At 38.6% G+C, this 18,534-nt stretch carries 19 protein-coding genes; 13 read left to right on the top strand and 6 right to left on the bottom strand.

Annotated elements, in window-relative coordinates; translation table 11 throughout:
- The first annotated feature begins 9 nt into the window (after window positions 1-9).
- From srmB to yggU, 7 genes are all read left to right on the top strand, one after another.
- The gene (srmB, locus tag L4F91_RS11020; protein WP_395896479.1) at window positions 10-1,329 is read left to right on the top strand and encodes an ATP-dependent RNA helicase SrmB; all 1,320 of its coding nucleotides are present in this window, start codon (window positions 10-12) and stop codon (window positions 1,327-1,329) included.
- A gap of 170 nt (window positions 1,330-1,499) precedes the next feature.
- Window positions 1,500-2,555 carry a YeeE/YedE thiosulfate transporter family protein gene (locus L4F91_RS11015; RefSeq protein ID WP_395896477.1) on the top strand — a complete coding sequence of 352 codons (1,056 nt, stop codon included), beginning with the start codon at window positions 1,500-1,502 and terminating at the stop codon, window positions 2,553-2,555.
- 27 nt (window positions 2,556-2,582) lie between these two features.
- Complete coding sequence (locus L4F91_RS11010) at window positions 2,583-2,804, top strand: sulfurtransferase TusA family protein (RefSeq protein ID WP_395896475.1); 222 nt, start codon at window positions 2,583-2,585, stop codon at window positions 2,802-2,804.
- Window positions 2,780-2,908 carry a hypothetical protein gene (locus tag L4F91_RS11005; RefSeq protein WP_395896473.1) on the top strand — a complete coding sequence of 43 codons (129 nt, stop codon included), beginning with the start codon at window positions 2,780-2,782 and terminating at the stop codon, window positions 2,906-2,908. Before L4F91_RS11010 ends, L4F91_RS11005 begins: the two co-directional genes overlap by 25 nt.
- Window positions 2,909-3,153: 245 nt before the next feature.
- Window positions 3,154-4,101: a magnesium/cobalt transporter CorA gene (gene corA, locus L4F91_RS11000; protein WP_250351295.1), complete on the top strand. Its 948-nt coding sequence runs from the start codon at window positions 3,154-3,156 to the stop codon at window positions 4,099-4,101.
- 17 nt (window positions 4,102-4,118) lie between these two features.
- Complete coding sequence (locus L4F91_RS10995; RefSeq protein ID WP_250351296.1) at window positions 4,119-4,682, top strand: YggT family protein; 564 nt, start codon at window positions 4,119-4,121, stop codon at window positions 4,680-4,682.
- The gene (gene yggU, locus L4F91_RS10990) at window positions 4,682-4,993 is read left to right on the top strand and encodes a DUF167 family protein YggU (protein WP_395897903.1); all 312 of its coding nucleotides are present in this window, start codon (window positions 4,682-4,684) and stop codon (window positions 4,991-4,993) included. Before L4F91_RS10995 ends, yggU begins: the two co-directional genes overlap by 1 nt.
- A gap of 15 nt (window positions 4,994-5,008) precedes the next feature.
- Here the strand turns inward: yggU and L4F91_RS10985 are convergent, their stop codons facing one another.
- Window positions 5,009-8,329 carry a polysaccharide lyase 8 family protein gene (locus L4F91_RS10985; protein ID WP_395896470.1) on the bottom strand — a complete coding sequence of 1,107 codons (3,321 nt, stop codon included), beginning with the start codon at window positions 8,327-8,329 and terminating at the stop codon, window positions 5,009-5,011.
- Window positions 8,330-8,719: 390 nt separating this feature from the next.
- Between L4F91_RS10985 and L4F91_RS10980 the strand changes: the two genes are divergently transcribed.
- From L4F91_RS10980 to L4F91_RS10965, 4 genes are read left to right on the top strand one after another with little or no spacing between them, the layout of a single operon-like run.
- On the top strand, window positions 8,720-9,382 hold the full coding sequence (locus L4F91_RS10980; protein WP_265762445.1) for an amino acid ABC transporter permease: 663 nt from the start codon (window positions 8,720-8,722) through the stop codon (window positions 9,380-9,382).
- On the top strand, window positions 9,382-10,050 hold the full coding sequence (locus L4F91_RS10975) for an amino acid ABC transporter permease (protein ID WP_250351299.1): 669 nt from the start codon (window positions 9,382-9,384) through the stop codon (window positions 10,048-10,050). The genes L4F91_RS10980 and L4F91_RS10975 overlap by 1 nt, the downstream gene beginning before the upstream one ends.
- A gap of 12 nt (window positions 10,051-10,062) precedes the next feature.
- Complete coding sequence (locus L4F91_RS10970) at window positions 10,063-10,827, top strand: amino acid ABC transporter ATP-binding protein (protein ID WP_250351300.1); 765 nt, start codon at window positions 10,063-10,065, stop codon at window positions 10,825-10,827.
- Window positions 10,811-11,653 carry a cysteine ABC transporter substrate-binding protein gene (locus L4F91_RS10965; protein WP_395896467.1) on the top strand — a complete coding sequence of 281 codons (843 nt, stop codon included), beginning with the start codon at window positions 10,811-10,813 and terminating at the stop codon, window positions 11,651-11,653. The genes L4F91_RS10970 and L4F91_RS10965 overlap by 17 nt, the downstream gene beginning before the upstream one ends.
- A 68-nt stretch (window positions 11,654-11,721) precedes the next feature.
- On the opposite strand, the gene L4F91_RS10960 is transcribed toward L4F91_RS10965, so the two are convergent.
- Both L4F91_RS10960 and L4F91_RS10955 read right to left on the bottom strand, forming a co-directional pair.
- A complete protein-coding gene (locus tag L4F91_RS10960; RefSeq protein ID WP_250351302.1) occupies window positions 11,722-12,102 on the bottom strand; it encodes a hypothetical protein in 381 nt (126 codons plus the stop codon).
- A 48-nt stretch (window positions 12,103-12,150) separates the two neighbouring features.
- Window positions 12,151-12,585 (bottom strand): GNAT family N-acetyltransferase, encoded by a 435-nt coding sequence (locus L4F91_RS10955; RefSeq protein WP_250351303.1) that lies wholly within the window; start codon window positions 12,583-12,585, stop codon window positions 12,151-12,153.
- 167 nt (window positions 12,586-12,752) lie between these two features.
- Here L4F91_RS10955 and tpiA point away from each other — a divergent pair, with 167 nt between their 5' ends.
- On the top strand, window positions 12,753-13,520 hold the full coding sequence (gene tpiA, locus L4F91_RS10950) for a triose-phosphate isomerase (RefSeq protein ID WP_395896465.1): 768 nt from the start codon (window positions 12,753-12,755) through the stop codon (window positions 13,518-13,520).
- Between the two features lie 233 nt (window positions 13,521-13,753).
- Window positions 13,754-14,704, top strand: coding sequence for an ROK family protein (locus L4F91_RS10945; protein ID WP_395896463.1), 951 nt, complete (start codon window positions 13,754-13,756; stop codon window positions 14,702-14,704).
- 68 nt (window positions 14,705-14,772) lie between these two features.
- Here the strand turns inward: L4F91_RS10945 and L4F91_RS10940 are convergent, their stop codons facing one another.
- The 3 genes from L4F91_RS10940 to coaD all read right to left on the bottom strand — a co-directional run bounded on the left by L4F91_RS10940 (window position 14,773) and on the right by coaD (window position 18,519).
- Window positions 14,773-16,254 carry a sulfatase-like hydrolase/transferase gene (locus L4F91_RS10940; RefSeq protein WP_395896461.1) on the bottom strand — a complete coding sequence of 494 codons (1,482 nt, stop codon included), beginning with the start codon at window positions 16,252-16,254 and terminating at the stop codon, window positions 14,773-14,775.
- 138 nt (window positions 16,255-16,392) lie between these two features.
- Window positions 16,393-17,856, bottom strand: a complete 1,464-nt coding sequence (locus tag L4F91_RS10935) for a sodium:solute symporter (RefSeq protein WP_395896459.1) — start codon at window positions 17,854-17,856, stop codon at window positions 16,393-16,395.
- A gap of 171 nt (window positions 17,857-18,027) precedes the next feature.
- Window positions 18,028-18,519 (bottom strand): pantetheine-phosphate adenylyltransferase, encoded by a 492-nt coding sequence (coaD, locus tag L4F91_RS10930; protein ID WP_395896457.1) that lies wholly within the window; start codon window positions 18,517-18,519, stop codon window positions 18,028-18,030.
- Between the last annotated feature and the right edge of the window lie 15 nt (window positions 18,520-18,534).

Genomic DNA, 18,534 nt, shown 5'->3' with positions numbered 1-18,534 from the left:
ACAAGAAATATGAACTTAGCACAATTTGAACAATTGGATCTCGCCCCTGAATTATTAAAAGCCTTAGCAAAAAAAGGCTATCAACGCCCTACTGCCATTCAGTTAGAAAGCATTCCAGCAGCGATGGCAGAACGAGATGTGCTAGGTTCAGCACCAACTGGCACAGGAAAAACTGCCGCTTTTTTATTACCTGCATTGCAACATTTGCTTGATAATCCACGTCGTAAACCTGGCACGCCAAGGGTGTTGGTTCTCACGCCAACCCGCGAATTAGCGATGCAAGTGGCAGAACAGGCGGAGCAATTGGCACAATTTACCTCTCTTGATATCACTACGATCACCGGTGGCGTCGCTTATCAAAATCACGGTGAGGTGTTTAATGATAATCAAGATTTGGTCGTCGCCACTCCCGGACGTTTATTGCAATATATTCAAGAAGAAAATTTTGATTGCCGTTCCGTAGAAATACTGATTTTTGACGAAGCGGATCGAATGTTGCAAATGGGCTTTGGGCAAGATGCGGAAAAAATTGCGGCGGAAACGCGCTGGCGCAAACAAACTTTGCTCTTCTCAGCCACTTTAGAAGGTGAACTATTGAGGGATTTTGCGGGACGATTACTCAATGATCCCGTACAGATTGATGCTGAACCAAGTCGCCGTGAACGCAAAAAGATTCAACAGTGGTACTATCACGCAGATAGCGATGAACACAAAGTAAAATTGCTTGCCCGTTTTATTGAACAAGAAAAAGTGAGTAAAGGCATTATTTTCGTTCGTCGCCGTGAAACCGTGCGTGAGCTTTCTGATACCTTGCGTAAACGCGGCATTCGTAGCACCTATTTAGAAGGGGAAATGGCGCAAACGCAACGCAATAATGCCATTGATAAACTCAAAAATGGCGTAGTTACCGTGCTAGTTGCCACCGATGTTGCCGCACGCGGTATTGATATTGATGACATCAGCCACGTGATGAATATGGATTTGCCTTACAGTGCAGACACCTATTTGCACCGTATTGGCCGCACCGCTCGAGCAGGTAAAAAAGGCGTCGCCGTGTCTTTTGTTGAAGCCCACGATTATAAGCTACTTGGCAAAATTAAACGTTATACTGAAGAGCTACTCAAACCACGCCTTATTGAAGGGTTAGAACCTCGCACTAAAGCCCCGAAAGATGGTGAAATAAAAAGTGTCAGCAAAAAACAAAAAGCACGTATTAAACAAAAACATGCAGAAAAGAAAAAATCGGCACAACAGAAAAAAACCAAACTTCGCCATAAAGATACGAAAAATATCGGCAAACGCCGCCAGCCAAGCGGAGGAGAGGGATAGCCCTCTCCTTTATTTCTACTTACTTCCCATTATTTTCTATTCGATACAAAAATTTGCAAACCGATTTCTTATAACTAAAAGAAATATCTATTCTCAATTAATTATTGGCTAGCCATAAAAAATTTCTCGCATAATACCTACACTTAATGAAGAAATGAGAGGAGAAGTTTATGCTTTGGACGATTTTTTCGGGAGGAATTCTCGGTGTTATTTTTGGCTTTGTATTGCAGCGTACGCGTTTTTGTATGACGGGTGGTTTTCGTGATATGTACACGGCGAAAAATAACAAAATGTTTTATGCCTTTTTACTGGCGATTTTAATTCAAAGCGTGGGGGTGCTGACACTTGTAGAATTGGGTTATATTTCATCGCCTTATGAAGATTTTTCTTTGGTTGGCACGGTTTTTGGCTCTTATCTATTCGGTATTGGTATTGTACTTGCTAGCGGTTGTGCAACGGGGACGTGGTATCGTGCAGGTGAAGGATTAATCGGAAGCTGGTTGGCGTTGGCAATGTATATGCTAAGTGCTGCAATGATGAAATATGGTGTGTTGGTGGAATTCAAAAACACGCTAACTAGCTATACCAGAATGAATGATAATCTTGCAGCCCAACTAGGGATCTCCGTGTGGTGGTTGGTTGGATTATTGGCAATCGCCGTAGTATTTGGTTTATACCAAACATTGAGCAAACGCCCTAAAAATAAAGTGGCAACATTGCCACAAAAATATCAAGGGTTACGCCATTGGTTGTTTGAAAAGCGCTATCACCCTTTTGTAGCAGCGATGGCTATTGGCATTATTGCACTGGTTGCTTGGCCTGCCAGTGAAAGCACGGGACGCACTGGTGGCTTGGGGATCACAACACCTTCTGCAAATCTTATTCATTTTTTAGTAACGGGCGATGAAAAGCGGTTAAATTGGGGCGTGTTTTTGGTGATCGGGATTTTTATTGGTTCTTATCTTGCCGCGAAAGGTAGCCGTGAGTTTAGATGGCGCTTACCCGACACGAAAACTCTTTACCACAGTGTGATTGGTGGATTTGCGATGGGCGTGGGGGCATCATTGGCAGGCGGTTGCACCATTGGAAACGGTTTAACAGCCACAGCAGTGATGAGTTCTAAAGGCTGGATTGCCCTTGCTTTCACGATTCTTGGCGTATGGACAATGGCACACGTTTTATTTATTCGTCCGCGCAGATTGGCGTTAGCGAACGCTGCAGCATAAGATTTATTCACATAGAAGGAAATTAAGATGATCGTAAAATTAGAAACCGCGGGGCTGGTCTGCCCATTCCCATTAGAAGAAGCAAAAGCCGCAATGGCAAAATTAAACGCAGGTGATGGCATCGAAATTGAATTTGATTGCACGCAAGCCACAGAGGCCATTCCCAACTGGGCGGCAGAAGAAGGCTATGAAGTGACCCATTTTGACCAAATTGGCGATGCGAGATGGATAATCACCGTGGTGAAATAGCCTTTCTTTTAAGTGCGGTGGAAAAAATCAGAATTTTTGCACCGCACTTTTTATCGCTTTCTTTTCCCACAGATCCTCTTGACGAACACCCCATTGAAGCGTAACATTCCGCACGATTTAGCAACAAGAGGACACACACTTTGGACAGTCATAGTCGATACCCAATTCATCGTTGATCTAAATCTCGTCCTCCACTTATCGGCGAGATTTCGCAGGTAAGTTTCATTACCTCAATTATTAGGTATCTTTAATTAAATAATCAAAAATTTTGCACCGCACTTTTGTGCTGATTATTTAGTTTTCTTTTGTTCATCGGGTTTGTTCATAATCCCTCAAGGAGTATGACAAAATGATTAATGCTTTTGCACTAGAAAATGCACGTTTAATTCGACTAGATGACGGTGATGAAAATCTTAATGCTGCCATTTGGATTGATTTACTCGAACCCTCAGGTGAAGAACGTGAAATGTTGCAACAAGGTTTAGGACAAAGTTTGGCATCCTTCCTCGAATTGGAAGATATTGAGGCATCAGCACGTTTTTTTGAAGATGAAGATGGCTTACATTTGCACTCGTTTTTCTATTGTGAAGATGAAAATGATTACGCTGACTTGGCTAGCGTGGCGTTCACCTTGCGTGATGGGCGCTTATTCACCCTGCGTGATCGTGAACTTCCTGCTTTCCGTTTATATCGAATGCGTTCACGTAGCCAGCGTTTAATTGAATGTAATGCTTATGAAGTGTTATTAGATTTATTTGAGACAAAAATTGAGCAACTTGCTGATGTTATTGAAAACGTCTATGCGGATTTAGAAAAATTAAGCCGTGTTATCTTAGAAGGAAAACAAGGTGAGGCGTTTGATGAGGCATTGGCAACCTTAACGGAACAAGAAGATGCCAGTTCCAAAGTGCGCTTATGTTTGATGGATACGCAACGTGCATTGAGCTTTTTAGTGCGCAAAACACGTTTACCCGCCAATCAGTTAGAACAGGCGCGTGATATTTTACGCGATATTGAATCTCTTCAACCGCATAATGAATCCTTATTCCAAAAAGTGAATTTCTTAATGCAAGCGGCAATGGGTTATATCAATATTGAACAGAATAAGATTATGAAATTCTTCTCAGTTGTTTCGGTAATGTTTTTACCTGCAACACTTGTCGCATCAACTTATGGAATGAATTTTGAATTTATGCCAGAATTGCATTTAAAATATGGCTATCCAATGGCAATTGGCTTAATGATCGTCGCCGCGCTTACGCCTTATATTTATTTTAAACGTAAAGGCTGGTTATAATTTTTAAGGAGGAAATAATGGGTTTAAATTCCCTTCAATTTTTAGTTTATACATTAATTAATGTGTTTAGTTTCGTCTTAATTTTACGTACTTGGTTTCAATATAGCCGTGTGGATTTTTATAATCCTTTTTCGCAAACCTTAGTCAAATTTACACAACCAGTGGTTGCGCCTTTACAAAAATTTCTTCCTACGGTTAAAGGATTAAATACCGCAGCATTAGTGCTATGTATTATTTTAGGTACAATAAAATACCCTTTGATTGATTTATTGGGTTCGGCAGAACTTGCGGCAAGCCCACAAGCTTATCTTTTTATTGGCTTGCTACATACCTTACGCACACTCGGGGAAGCGGTGATTTATGTGTTATTTATCCAAGCCATTTTGAGCTGGTTTAATCGTGGGCAAAATCCATTGCAATATACCCTTTATCAACTGACTGAGCCTTTGCTTAATCCTATTCGCCGTATTTTACCGAATACAGGAATGATTGATTTTTCCCCAATGTTGTTGGCATTTTTGTTATTTTATGCCAACCGTGTTATGTACGATATTGCCCCTATCTTATGGCAACTTGCTTAATGAATGCCGTCGAACAAACAGAAAAAGGAATTCGGTTGCGGATTTTTCTGCAACCGAAAGCAAGTAAAGACCAACTTGTTGGCTTACACGACAACGAACTAAAAATTACCCTTACCGCTCCGCCCATTGATGGGCAAGCCAACGCATATTTGGTTAAATTCCTAAGCAAACTGTTTAAAGTCCCCAAAAGCAGTATTATTATCGAAAAAGGCGAACTCAACCGCCATAAACAAATTTTTATTCCTGCACCCAAAATTATTCCTGAACAGGTTTTGGCATTATTGGATAAGAAAAATGCTCTCAATTCGTGAGAGCATTTTTATTTTTTAGAATTGATAATTAAAGGTTGCTATCATCTTGCGTTCTTGATGGTTGTTAGTTTGTACACTGAAATCAAAGGTGTAATTACCAATATTTTTGGCAATTCCGAGTTTGCCTATCCATTCTTGTTTTGAACGAGTGAGTTTGTATTCTTGTCCATTTAATTGAAGACGATATGGTTCATCTAAGTTTACTTTCCAAATTGGCTCAAGGTAAAGTGCTATGCCACCAATATGGTAGCTAAATTTACTTGATAGCTGTGTTTGAACAGCAAAATGATGGGCGAGTTTGCCATTATCTGGCAGTTTGCTATCTAGTAGATAAGAACCTAGCACACCAACGCGTGGTTGAATGGTAAATTGGCTAATAGCAAAGGTTTTATCATAACCAAGATAAAGGTCGAGATAATCTGCGTGTACAGTGCTATCAAAAACGTGACGATAACGAATAAAGCTAGAAAAATCATACCATTTCGCGTTAGCACCAATACCTAACTGATGAATATCATTATAACGATATTCTGCAAACGTCCCGACTTTTGTATGATCATTCAAGGATTGGTTAAACCCTGTTTGGAATTTTCCACCTAACCCCTGTTTATTGCTTTCACTTAATGTCGCTGTGAAATAATGATCATAGTTGAAGTTATCAATGATAGAAACATCTACATCGGTTAGATTTCTTAGGGTTTTTGCATATTTATCAAGATAATCTTGGCTAAACGCAACCTGTTCAGAGGATGTTTGAGTGGTAAGATTTTCTTCTTCATCATTAGATTCCACCGTTTCTTCTAAGGTTACAGTATGATTATCCTCAATTTGAGTTGGTGTAGGCGTTGTGCTGCCTTTATCATCCTTATCCACATTAGATTCAACGGCATTGTCTGATGTATCCGAGAGTGTATCCGTATTGTTATTTGATGTTACCGCTGGATTATCTTCAGAATTTTCAGATGTGGTTTCTGTTTTTGGGGGTTCTACGGAGTTATTTTCCTTATACTGGCTTTCCTCAATAGCTGAGAAATATTTTTGGTGATCATCAAGTTTAAAGGTAAATTCTGTTTTTTCTCCTAAAATTGTGGCGGTGACATCATTACCAACTTGTAAGATATATTTACCAAGTACTGACAAATTAATTTCATCATTAAGTGTCAAAGTTGGATCAGCAACATACACATCTAATCGCCCATTTTCTTCTGTTTTGATAACAGAAAGCGGTTTATTAACAGATAAACCATCAACTTCCCCAGCTTCGAAGAAATTAATAAATAGACTATTGCCAGATTTTACAGCGTGTTGTTGGGCATTTTGTCGTAGAATTTGGATTGAATTTGTATCAAAATGGTTTGCTTCATCTGCACGATAACCCGGCATAATGAGGTAAGCATAACTCGCCTCTTTTGGTTTTGTTCCGTGGTTTAACCAAATTTTAGCAAATTCTGTTGAACCATCTTTACCCTTCTCAATAGCCGTATAGGGTTGCTGCTTATCAAGGATTTTATAACTGATAGTTTGTTGCGTGGCAGGATCGGTAAAAGAAATGGTATCACCAACCTGAGATAAAGTTTGCTTGCCATTGATGACTCTATTATCAATTGTTGTTAATACTTCACCTTTATCTGTGCTAGCAATATTTGAGCCTAGCGCGAGTACCATATCACCTAGCAGAACCCAAGATTTTTTCGCAGTCGTCTTATCATTATAAGACGTGAAATCCATTGCAATAATGGCTTTAGTGGCATTGCCTTGTGAACCATCTGCCTTAATACCATTATCTACACCACCTACAAAGGTTTTACTACTACGATCTTTTAAATATCGACGTTGCTTAGAGCCATCTTTCCGAATAGCGGTGCTTTCGGTCGTTCCCGGTAGCATATAGGTATCGACATTATGCCAATAATTTGTAAATGAATCGGTACGTTGGTTATCATAAATATAGGTCATTCCATCACCAGTGTACCAACCTTGAAGGTTCTCACCATTCATACTTTCATAGGCAGCAGTCCGATTAGAATGCATTGCAATAATCACTGTTCCCTTAGGACTTTTTTGCACAGCACGATCCATAAAAGAAAAGCGTTTTACCCCAATGGTTTCGGTTGGTTTAATATTTGGGTTATCAAGGATATTTTTTAAAATATTCCGCACTGTATTGTTTGGCGCATCCTCAATAGAATAATGCTGTTCAAGTAGCGTGCGTTTTAATAGTCCTTGTAATGCTGGTTTGTATTTTTCTGGCGCACTATCAATTAATAAGGAAATATCACTAATAAAGCGTTTTGCACGGGTAATATCACTACTATTTTCTCGTGTTATGGCACGTCCATTTACAGCGTCATTCATTCCTCCATTTACTAATAACCAGCTATATCCTTTAAGAAGTGACTCATAAATATTATCCATTTTGGGATCACTAAAAACAAAGCTTGGTGAATCTTTAAGCATATAAGCAAAAAGTCCTAATCCTTCAATTAAGACAGAGGCATAAGTGCCATTGTAAGCCACAGAAGAGTGTTGAATAAATGAACCATCAGCATAAAATCCATCATTTAATGTTGCATCATCTGTATCTCTGATTCCATTTTTAAGCTCGCCCACATCATAAATTGCTTGAATAGCCTGTTGAACTTCCTCATTATTATGAGTTAATAAACCGCGTGCCAGTGATACGGTTGAAGTATCCGTGCGGTTTCCACCTGTACTTGTTCTTTCATATTTTGATGTGGAATATTTCGCCGCTTCAGCATTTGCGCCACTTTTTGTTGGATCTGGTTGGAAATACGTTGTCGCAGCGATTAATTTTTCTTTCAAATCAGCTGGTATGTCATCGTTCATCAAAATTAAGACATCGTTTAACGATTTGGGAATACCAATTTCCCAGTGCCACCAGTTACCATATTCTTTACCGCCGACTTGATAACCGCCCGTATGAATTTTTTCCAAAGAAGAAATAATTAACTGTTTAGTCTCTTGGTTTTGGTAAAATTGTGAACCAGATTTATTATAGCCTACGGCTAAATCTCTGATTGTATTCACTGTTGAGCGAATTTTTGCGCCAGCTGTTTTTTGTTCACTAAAATCAAACGTGTCGTTATTTAATAATGCCTGTTGTGCATTGCTAGCCATATTATTTGTGGTATCTACTGATATCCCTGTAAGGTGAGTTTTCCAGTTTTGCAAGATTTGATTATAGGCATTTTGTGTTTTGCCCTGTTCTACGGTTAAAACAGAATTTGTTACAGCTTGGACTGGGAAAGTTGGAATGGCAGCTAACATCACGGGAGCTAGCATACACATCACTTTTGATAAACGAAATTGAGGCATTTTTTTCTCCTTAACTAATAGTAGTAATGCACGTTATGCTACGCGGATGAAAAAGAGAACTCAATTTCTCTGTTTTGAAAATATGAACAAGATCACAATAAAAATAAAACGCTTTTTTATTTTTGTGTATCAGATATCAAATATAAGAGAATAATACATTACAAAGATATGATTATTGAATGGCACACTAAACGGTCGTGAAAGTTAATGAAGGATGATATTGAGGAATTGAGCAACAGAGGATTTGTTCTACGAAACAAAAGTGCGGTATGTTTTCACCGCACTTTTTATATAACTAAAGAATCTAACCAATAAATTTTTATTCTTTTTCAATCAGCAATTTTATTGTTTAGAATGATTGCTCGTTTATGACTTCAATAGGGAAGAAAAATGAATTGGCAGTATGTTTTTGACAATATTCCAAAATTTATTGATGCCAGCATTATCACTTTACAGCTATCGTTTTTGAGTATTGTGTGTTCTCTCCTTATTGGGTTTTTGTGTGCTGTGGTAACCAGCTATAACGTTCGTTTTTTGCATTCCTTCGCTAAAGTCTATATTGAACTTTCTCGTAATACCCCATTGTTGATCCAGCTTTTCTTCCTTTATTTTGGATTATCCAAATTGGGAATTAAGTTAGAGGGATTTACTTGCGCCATTGTGGGCTTAAGTTTTCTTGGGGGAAGCTATATGGCTGAGGCGATTCGAGCGGGGATTGAAAGTGTTCCAAAAGGGCAAGTTGAATCGGCTTTGAGCTTAGGATTAACACCCACACAAGCTTTTATTTATGTCATCACGCCGCAAGCCTTAAGCCTTTCACTGCCTGCGATTGGGGCAAACTGTCTTTTTTTAATGAAAGAAACCTCTATTGCCAGTGCGATTGCCATTGCAGAATTAATGTTTATGGCAAAAGAGTTAATTGGCTTAGATTATAAAACGAACGAAGCATTATTTTTATTAGTCACCTTTTATCTCATTATCTTATTGCCAGTTTCATTTTTTATTCATTATTTAGAAAAACGTAGCCGTTACGCTAAATATGGGAGGATTTAATGGGATTAGCTATTTTATTAGATGGAAATAACCTTCAACGGTTATTAAATGGTTTAGCCGTAACCGCAGAAATTGCATTTCTTTCCGTATTATTTTCTTGCGTTTTAGGCATATTACTTGGCATTGCAATGACAAGCCAGCAAAAAATAATACGAGGAGTTTGTCGTTTATATTTGGAAATAGTGCGAATTATTCCTTTATTAGTTTGGTTATTTATTGCGTATTTTGGTTTAGCTAAGTGGTTCAATATTCATTTAAATGGAATGGCAGTATGTATTTTAGTATTTATTTTTTGGGGAACTGCTGAAATGGGCGATTTAATGCGTGGGGCATTAAGTTCTATTGAAAAACATCAAAGAGAATCTGCTTATGCCCTAGGATTGAACGCAACACAAACCTTCCTATATGTATTGCTTCCGCAAAGTTTAAAACGGGTTACACCAAGTGCAATTAATTTATTTACCCGAATGATTAAAACCAGTTCATTAGCAATGTTAATTGGCGTGTTAGATGTAGTAAAAGTAGGGCAACAAATTATCGAAACCTCCTTATTTACTGATCCTTCTGCTGCATTTTGGATTTATGGACTTATTTTTCTTTTATATTTCGCAATTTGTTATCCCTTATCTCGATTTTCTCGCTATATGGAAAATCATTGGGAACAGTAAAAGGAAATCAAAATGGCATTATTAGAAATAAAACAACTGATAAAAAAATATGAAAAAACTACCGCACTTCAAGGAATTAATTTAGCTATAAAAAAGGGCGAAGTTGTGGTGTTGCTTGGGCCTTCAGGCTGCGGAAAAAGCACCTTACTACGTTGCATTAATGGGCTGGAATCCATTCAAAGTGGCGAAATTACCTTGCAAGATCAAGGTGTATTAGGCAAACACGTGCCTTGGGTAAAAGCGCGCCAGCATATTGGAATGGTTTTTCAAAACTATGAATTATTTTCTCATCTTTCAGTGATTGACAATATTTTGCTTGGGCCAATAAAAGTTCAGAAACGCTTGCGTACGGAAGTAGAAAAGCAGGCTGATGAATTACTTAAACGAGTAGGGTTGCAAGATCGCAAAAATGCCTATCCGCGTGAGCTTTCTGGTGGGCAAAAACAGCGTATCGCGATTGTACGTTCTTTATGTATGAACCCAGAAATTATGTTGTTTGATGAAGTTACCGCAGCCCTTGATCCCGAAATGGTGCGTGAAGTGTTAGATGTGATTTTAGCACTTGCTAAAGAAGGAATGACAATGCTCATTGTTACGCACGAAATGGCGTTTGCTCGCCAAGTGGCTGATCGCATTATTTTTATGGATGCAGGAAAAATTGTGGAGGAAAACACGCCAGACTTATTTTTCACTAACCCGACTTCCGATCGGGCAAAAGCCTTTTTAAACATCTTAAACTATGAACCAAGAGGAATAGACTATGCAGAAAACATTTAAAAAAATCACCGCACTTTTTGCCACCACATTGCTTGCAGTTAGCTTAACGGCGTGTAATGACAACGAAAGTAATAACGCACAAAATCGTCTTCAGCAGTTACAGAAAGCTGATAGCATACGCATTGGCGTTTTTAGTGATAAACCGCCTTTTGGCTATGTAGATAATCAAGGTAAAAGCCAAGGTTTTGATGTAGAAATTGCTAAAGCTATTGGAAAAGATTTGCTTGGTGATGAAAACAAAGTGCAATATGTTTTAGTGGAAGCGGCAAATCGCGTGGAATATTTACAGTCTAACAAAGTAGATATTATTCTCGCCAACTTTACCGTTACCCCAGCCCGAAAAGAAGCGGTGGATTTCGCCAAACCTTATATGCAAGTCGCGTTGGGCGTGGTATCAAAAGATGGCGCGGTTATCACTGACATCAATCAATTAGCAGGCAAAACCTTGTTAGTCAATAAAGGCACAACGGCAGATGCTTACTTCAGCAAAAATTACCCCAATATCAAATTATTAAAATTTGAACAAAATACAGAAACTTTTGACGCTTTAAGAGATGGACGTGGCGATGCACTTGCCCACGATAACACCTTGCTCTTTGCTTGGGCAAAAGAAAATCCGGGCTTTACCGTTGGGATAAAAAACCTGGGTGATCAAGATGTTATTGCGCCTGCAGTGAAAAAAGGGGACAGCGCATTGCGTGCGTGGCTAGATCAGGAAATCGAGAAATTAAGCAAAGAAGGCATTTTAAAACAAGCTTATGATAAAACCTTGTTGTCTGTTTATGGTGATACCATCAGTGAAAAAGAAATCTTAGTAGCTTATTAAGCTTAAACCTGAAGAATAACAAAAAGTGCGGTATGTTTTCACCGCACTTTTTCGTTCCATAAATCCTCTTATTTGATTTGAATATTCACTTTATAACGTGAAGTTAAATTTTTAATGGATTGAGCTTTAGGCTGGAGTACGCGGACTTCATAACGTCCTGTTTTTGGTAGCGTATAAGGTTCATTTTGTACAAAATCATCGTTACCATAAATAATCGCTTCCGCTGCGCCTTTTGTGTTTAAGTTAAAGGTTAAGGTTTGCCCTGCTTTGGCATAAAACGCATAAGTGCGACATTGCCAGCCTTTAATTTTTCCATTGTAACTGGCTGAAGACGCGCCCTTTTTAAATTTCACATTGGTAACGGGACAATCAGCCGCATAACTTGGTACCGTTGCTAAAATGGCTGAACCAATGACAATGGCTGAAGCCAAGGTTTTTATCGCTTTCATAAATAACTCCTAAATGTGTTTTTGATAAGCCTATTGTTAGACTTTGCCCTACAAACGAAGTTCAAAAATTTGTTTATCTGGGTTTACTTTAAAGCCTGCCATTTCTAACAAATTATGCTGTTGACTACGTTGTTCTACAATAAGTCGAGTGGCTTGCGTATAACGAACAAACTCCGTTGCTTTCGCAATAAGTGCGGTATAAATTTTTGATGAATTTGCGTGTTGCTGCACAAAAATATCGGTAAGTTGCCAATAACGTTGAAGTTGTAACGAAGAAAGACGCGGGTAAAGTTGAATAAAACCCAGTGCTTGATTTTGTTCATCGACAGCAAGGAAAAAAATACTTTCACTGAAGCGAATTCGATTGGTCAGAAAAATTAAGGTTCGTTCTGGGTTTTCCACCATACCTTGTGAAAGACGATATTGCTCAAAGAGGGGGAGCAATAGCTCTAGATTCCATTGTTCAGCTTTAAATATTTTCATATTGATGATTTTTTGTGAAATTTATACAGTGAATTGTATCTTTTTAACACAAAATAATCATCTTTTCGGAAAAATTTTTTTCAAATTTGCCTAAAATCAACGGTAGAACATAAAAAATTTGATATAGTAATGCGGTTATTTTTTATTAATTACTATGGAGAAAAATTATGGCACGTCGTCCTTTAGTTATGGGTAACTGGAAATTGAATGGTAGTAAAGTATTTACCAAAGAATTAATTGAAGGTTTAAAAGCGGAACTTGCCGGTGTGAATGGCTGTGATGTGGCAATTGCGCCACCTGTGATGTATTTAGCGGAAGCGGAAGCGGCGTTAGCGGGTAGCCAAATTGCGTTAGGCGCACAAAACGTTGATGTGAACGTGCAAGGTGCATTTACAGGCGATATTTCAACCGCAATGTTAAAAGATTTTGGTGCGAAGTACATTATTATCGGACATTCTGAACGCCGTACTTATCACAAAGAAAGTGATGAATTTATTGCGAAAAAATTTGCAGCATTAAAAGAAGCTGGTTTAATCCCTGTGTTATGTATTGGGGAATCAGAAGCTGAAAACGAAGCAGGCAAAACAGAAGAAGTATGCGCTCGCCAAATTGATGCTGTGATCAATGCGCTAGGCGTAGAAGCCTTTAATGGTGCGGTGATTGCCTATGAACCAATTTGGGCGATCGGTACAGGGAAATCAGCAACGCCTGCACAAGCACAAGCGGTTCACGCCTTTATTCGTGGGCATATTGCTGCCAAATCACAAGCTGTTGCCGATCAAGTGATTATTCAATATGGTGGATCAGTAAATGATGCCAATGCGGCGGAATTATTTACTCAGCCAGATATTGATGGCGCATTAGTTGGTGGTGCTTCACTAAAAGCCCCTGCTTTTGCAGTGATTGTAAAAGCAGCTGCGGCGGCGAAAAACTAATTCCATTTTCCTTTTCATCAAATCTGCTCATCTTGGGCAGATTTTTTTATCTCCTAATTTTACCTCCACATATCAGTGAGTAAGCCTAGCCTTTAAGCATTTAAAACAAATTCCGCACACCAGTTTGCAAAATTGTGATCCCTATCACTGCATAACTATGATATTTATCATAGTCTGTTTTGGGTAAATCAGTTATGTTGAAATTTAGGTTTATAAAATAAATGGAGTTGAGGATGAAATATTACGCGGGTGTGGATATTGGCGGTACAAACACAAAAATTGGTATTTTAGATAGCCATTTTAATATTCTTGCAGAACAAAGCATTGCAACACTATCTCAGCAAGGTGCAAGAACCACTTTTTCTCGCATTTGGCAGACTATTTTGGCTTTGCTTGCACAAAATCAGCTTTCAGAAACCCAATTAGAAGGGATTGGTTTAGGCATTCCCGGCCCCGTAGTGAATCAATCGGTAGTCAAAATTGCGGCTAACTTTTCTTGGGGAAATGATTTTAATGCCAAACAATTAATGGAAGACATCTCTCATAAAAATGTGGTGGTGGAAAACGATGTACGCGCCATTACCTTAGGAGAACATTTATTTGGTGCGGGAAAAGGAATTGCGAATCTTATCGTTGTCCCCATTGGCACTGGCATTGCTTCAGGTATTTTGTTAAATGGCAAGGTATTGTCTGGTTCAGGCGGCTGCGCAGGCGAATTTGGGCATATAATGGTGAACGAACAAGGAATGAAATGTGGGTGCGGATTAACAGGTTGCTTAGAAACCTATACCTCTGCACCGGGGTTAGTTAGAGAGGCAAAAAAATTATTACTTGAAACGAAGTGCGGTGAGTTTTTTCAGCGTTTTTCCACTGATTTAGATGCCCTTCAAGCACATCATATTTTTGAATACGCCAAAAAAGGAGATGAACTAGCCCTACAAGTGGTGGATAATTTTGCAAAATATTTAGCTTACGGTTTAGGCGTGCTGATCAATATTTTTAACCCTGAACTTATCGTCCTCGCTGGTGGGGTCGCAAAATCCGCCGAGTTCATCATTGAAAAAGTACAAAAATTTCTACCGCACTATGCCCTAGGCGTTTCCTTACAAAACTTACAAATCAAACCAAGCCAATTACTTGATTCCGCAGGCGTAAAAGGGGCGGCAGCATTGGTGATAAAATAGTGCTATGACACAATAAAAAAGTAGGAAATGATTTCCTACTTTTTATTTTTTGCATTTATGCTATCAGTTTACTGAATTTTTTCTTTCACCTTTACATCCGCTTTTTCCTGCAATTCCGCTTCTGCGGAAAAAATAAATTTACTGGTGTATTTGTTGAACGTGTTTTCTGCATAGCCTCCCCATTCTCCCGCAAGCGTACGCTGTCCACCACCATAAACAGGCAAGGTGGCCCCATCTATTTCCTTATTAATATATTGATTAAACCACCTGTTTAATTCTCGCCGCATTTCAGTGATCTGTTGTTGATAATTGGGATTGTTTATTTGATTATGACGTTCATCAGGATCATTACGCAGATCATAAAATTCATAAGGCCCAGCAGGATAACGATGAATATATTTAAACGAGCGATTACGGATCATTCTAGTTGGTCCATATTCATCAAAGATCACTAGATGATTTTCTTCTAACGGATTTGAGGAATCTTGCTTCAGTAGGGAAGTAAAACTTTTTCCGGGATAGCGCACCTGTGCTTGCTGTTCATCATTGATATTGAGATATTCCAACAAGGTATGGCGGAAATCATAATGGCTTAACAGATTATCTACGGTATCTGTGGATAAATGATTTTTGTGATAGAGAATAAACGGCACTTTTACAGAGGTATCGAACATATTTACAGGGCTTGTGCCATTGCCTTTACCAAAAATACCGTGATGCCCCATATTCATACCATTATCACTGGTAAAAATAATCAGTGTATTTTCTAAAATTCCTTTTTCTTCAAGCGAATGAAGAATTCGTCCAATATTAAAATCCATTGAGGTCAATGCTGCAAAATAGCCGCGTAATATCTCTAAACGTGCTGTTTCATCACCTTCAAAGGTTTCATAAATTTTCCATGGATGATAAGGATCCCGTGGGCAAGATTCAAATTGACAATCAGCATAAAGATCAAGCATTTCCTGTGGATGATTTTTTCTATCCCAAGGAGAATGCGGTGCGGTATAACTTAAATTAAGAAAAAATGGCTGTTCAGCATTATGTACCTTTTCAATAAAGTCTAGCCCATAGTCGGTAATTTTATCCGTAATATATTCAGGTTCTTCAATGAATACGCCATCTTGATACATTGGCGCATTAAAATAAGGACCACCACCACGCTGATGGGAATACCAATGATCAAAACCACATTGTGGCATATCTGCCATTCCTAAATGCCATTTTCCACTCATTGCACAGTGGTATCCGTGCTGTTTTAATCGATCCACAAAAGTGGATTGCCCTTTTAAATAATGTTCTGTGGTAGCGCCATTTTCCCATTCTTCTAACCAATCGTGAATACCGTGCTGAGAAGGTATTCTCCCCGTAAAAATAGATGCTCGAGCTGGAGAACATACCGGTGATACGCAGAAAAAGTTTTCAAATTTTTTTCCTTGCTGAGCAAGACGATCAATATTTGGGGTAATCGCGTCTTTATTGCCATAACAACCTAATGCCCAATACCCCAAATCATCAGCGATTATCATTACAACATTCGTTTTTTTCATCTTTGCTGACCCCTAACATTGTTTTAATATTTTGAAATCCTTTTTTACCTACGATAAAAATAGTACATACATACCAAATTAATCCACAAAGAATTAATCCTTTCCAAAATAAAATGAGTATCTCTGTCATATTTCCCCCTATTTACGCAATGCATTTTTTAGCAATGAACCCACAATCATTGCAATCCAAGCAAAAACAAATGCTGCAATACCTGAATAATAAGGACCAACTTGACTCGCAATCGGTTCAAGTGCGGGAATTTGCTGTGCAACTAAGTATGAAAGTGGCGTTAATGCACCGACCACAATTGTTGCATACGCCCCCCAGTTATTGGCTTTTTTGAAATAACAAGCTGAAATAAGTAATGTTGATACCGCTACAGAATAGATTGTCGCCGTTAAGGTCATATAGACCCAAAGATCACTTTTCAATGGATACCATAACCCATAAAAGAGCAAGAAAATACCAATTAAAGCGACTAATACTCGATTCACGGCAATAGATTTACGTTCGGACCATTTATTTTGATGGAAAATGATCAAAACATCATTATAAATAACACTTGCCCAACCTAATAAATATGATGAATTCGTAGACATATCTGCCGCCAACATAGCCGCAACAAGCAAACCGATAATACCTGTTGGAATCACAATGGATAGCATTGTTGGCATCGCTTGAATCGGTTTGCCTCCTACACTTTCTAAGCTAACTAATGCTAAAGCGGCAACACCCCACATCACAGGAATTAAAGAACGAACGATATAAAATAAACTTGTACGGGTGTACATTTGTTTCGCCACTTTCTCATCTTTTGCTGACAGGACACGTGAAACCATCGTTTGCCAAGTTAGCACGGTGGCAGTTAAGACTAAAGCAGTGTAAAGCACATATTGCCAACCTAAATTTGGATTAACAAAAGGGTTAATTCCTCCCATACCATAATTTGAAATAGCCGTATCAAATAAAGTATCCCAACCAATTTGATAAAAAATAGTGCAAGTGGTAAGAACTAAGCCAACACTCATTAAAATAAATTGCATATAATCTGTCACTAAAACAGAAAGCATACCGCCCAATATGGTATATAACGCAACAACAAGTAATAAAATCGTCATCGTAATTTCTAAATATTCAGGCTTAAGTCCTGCTACCGCAACTAAAAATTCCCCGCCTGTACGCAAGAAAACGCCCATATTAAGTAAGCCACCAAGAACAATAACGACACCAGCAGCCCACCGCACTTTTTTACCAAACTTATGCTCAAAGAACTCGGGAATAGTTACCACACCTGCTTTACGTAAAGGTTCAATACAGAATCCTGTTTTCCCTACGGTGAACATCACGATAGTCATAATTAATCCCACCGTTGCCCCTGCAAAACCATATTTATAGCCTAGTTGAGCTGCAGCCATACAGGTAATGATGCCAAATTCCGTGGCAGCCAAAGAGGCAATCCCTACGTGTAAATCTACATTTCTACCTGCAACGAGGAAATCATTCACATTTTTGACATATTTACGCACAATAATGCCGACAACAAGACTTAATAAAATATAAAGTCCAACAATACTGCCATCTATACTCCAGTTAAATTGCATACACCCTCCATATAAAGTGAAAACACTTTAATTTGACTATTTTCTACATCTTGCCAAGTAAGTTTAAAAACAGAAGTAAAAAATATTTATGATAAAAATCATAAATAGAGAGTGAGATAGATCACAAATCTGAATTTTTATAAGAAAAATAAGCAGTATAAATACGACTTTTTAACGAGAAGATGATTCTAACATTTGATAAACCGCTCTAGGCACAAAAGGCTCCACATTTCCACCGTGCAAGTAAATCTCTCGCACCATTGTAGAAGACACAAATGCCCATTTTTCACTTGGAGGGAAGAATAAACTTTCTACGCCTTGCCCATTTTCATTTTTTGTCAATAAACGGTTTAGGCTGGCAAGTTGCAGTTCGTATTCAAAATCAGTGGTGGTTCGCACACCGCGGATAATGGCGTGAATGTGTTTTTCTTGCACCACCTTAGCCAGCAAATCAGCAAAACCAAACACTTCCACATTGGGTAAGTGAGCAACCGCTTGCTGTGCAATTTTTACTCTGGTGTCTAAATCGAATAAAGGTTTTTTGCTCGGGCTGGCGGCAATGGCAACAAAAACTTTGGAAAAAAGCACCGCACTTCGTTCAATAATATCTAAATGCCCGTTGGTCATGGGATCAAAGGTGCCGGGGTAAATTACGGTTGTCATTTTTTCTCCTTTAAG

Source organism: Avibacterium sp. 20-126, from assembly GCF_044358625.1.
GTDB lineage: Bacteria > Pseudomonadota > Gammaproteobacteria > Enterobacterales > Pasteurellaceae > Avibacterium.
Note: the sequence above shows the minus strand (reverse complement) of the source record. Positions and strands in the feature narration are given on the sequence as shown.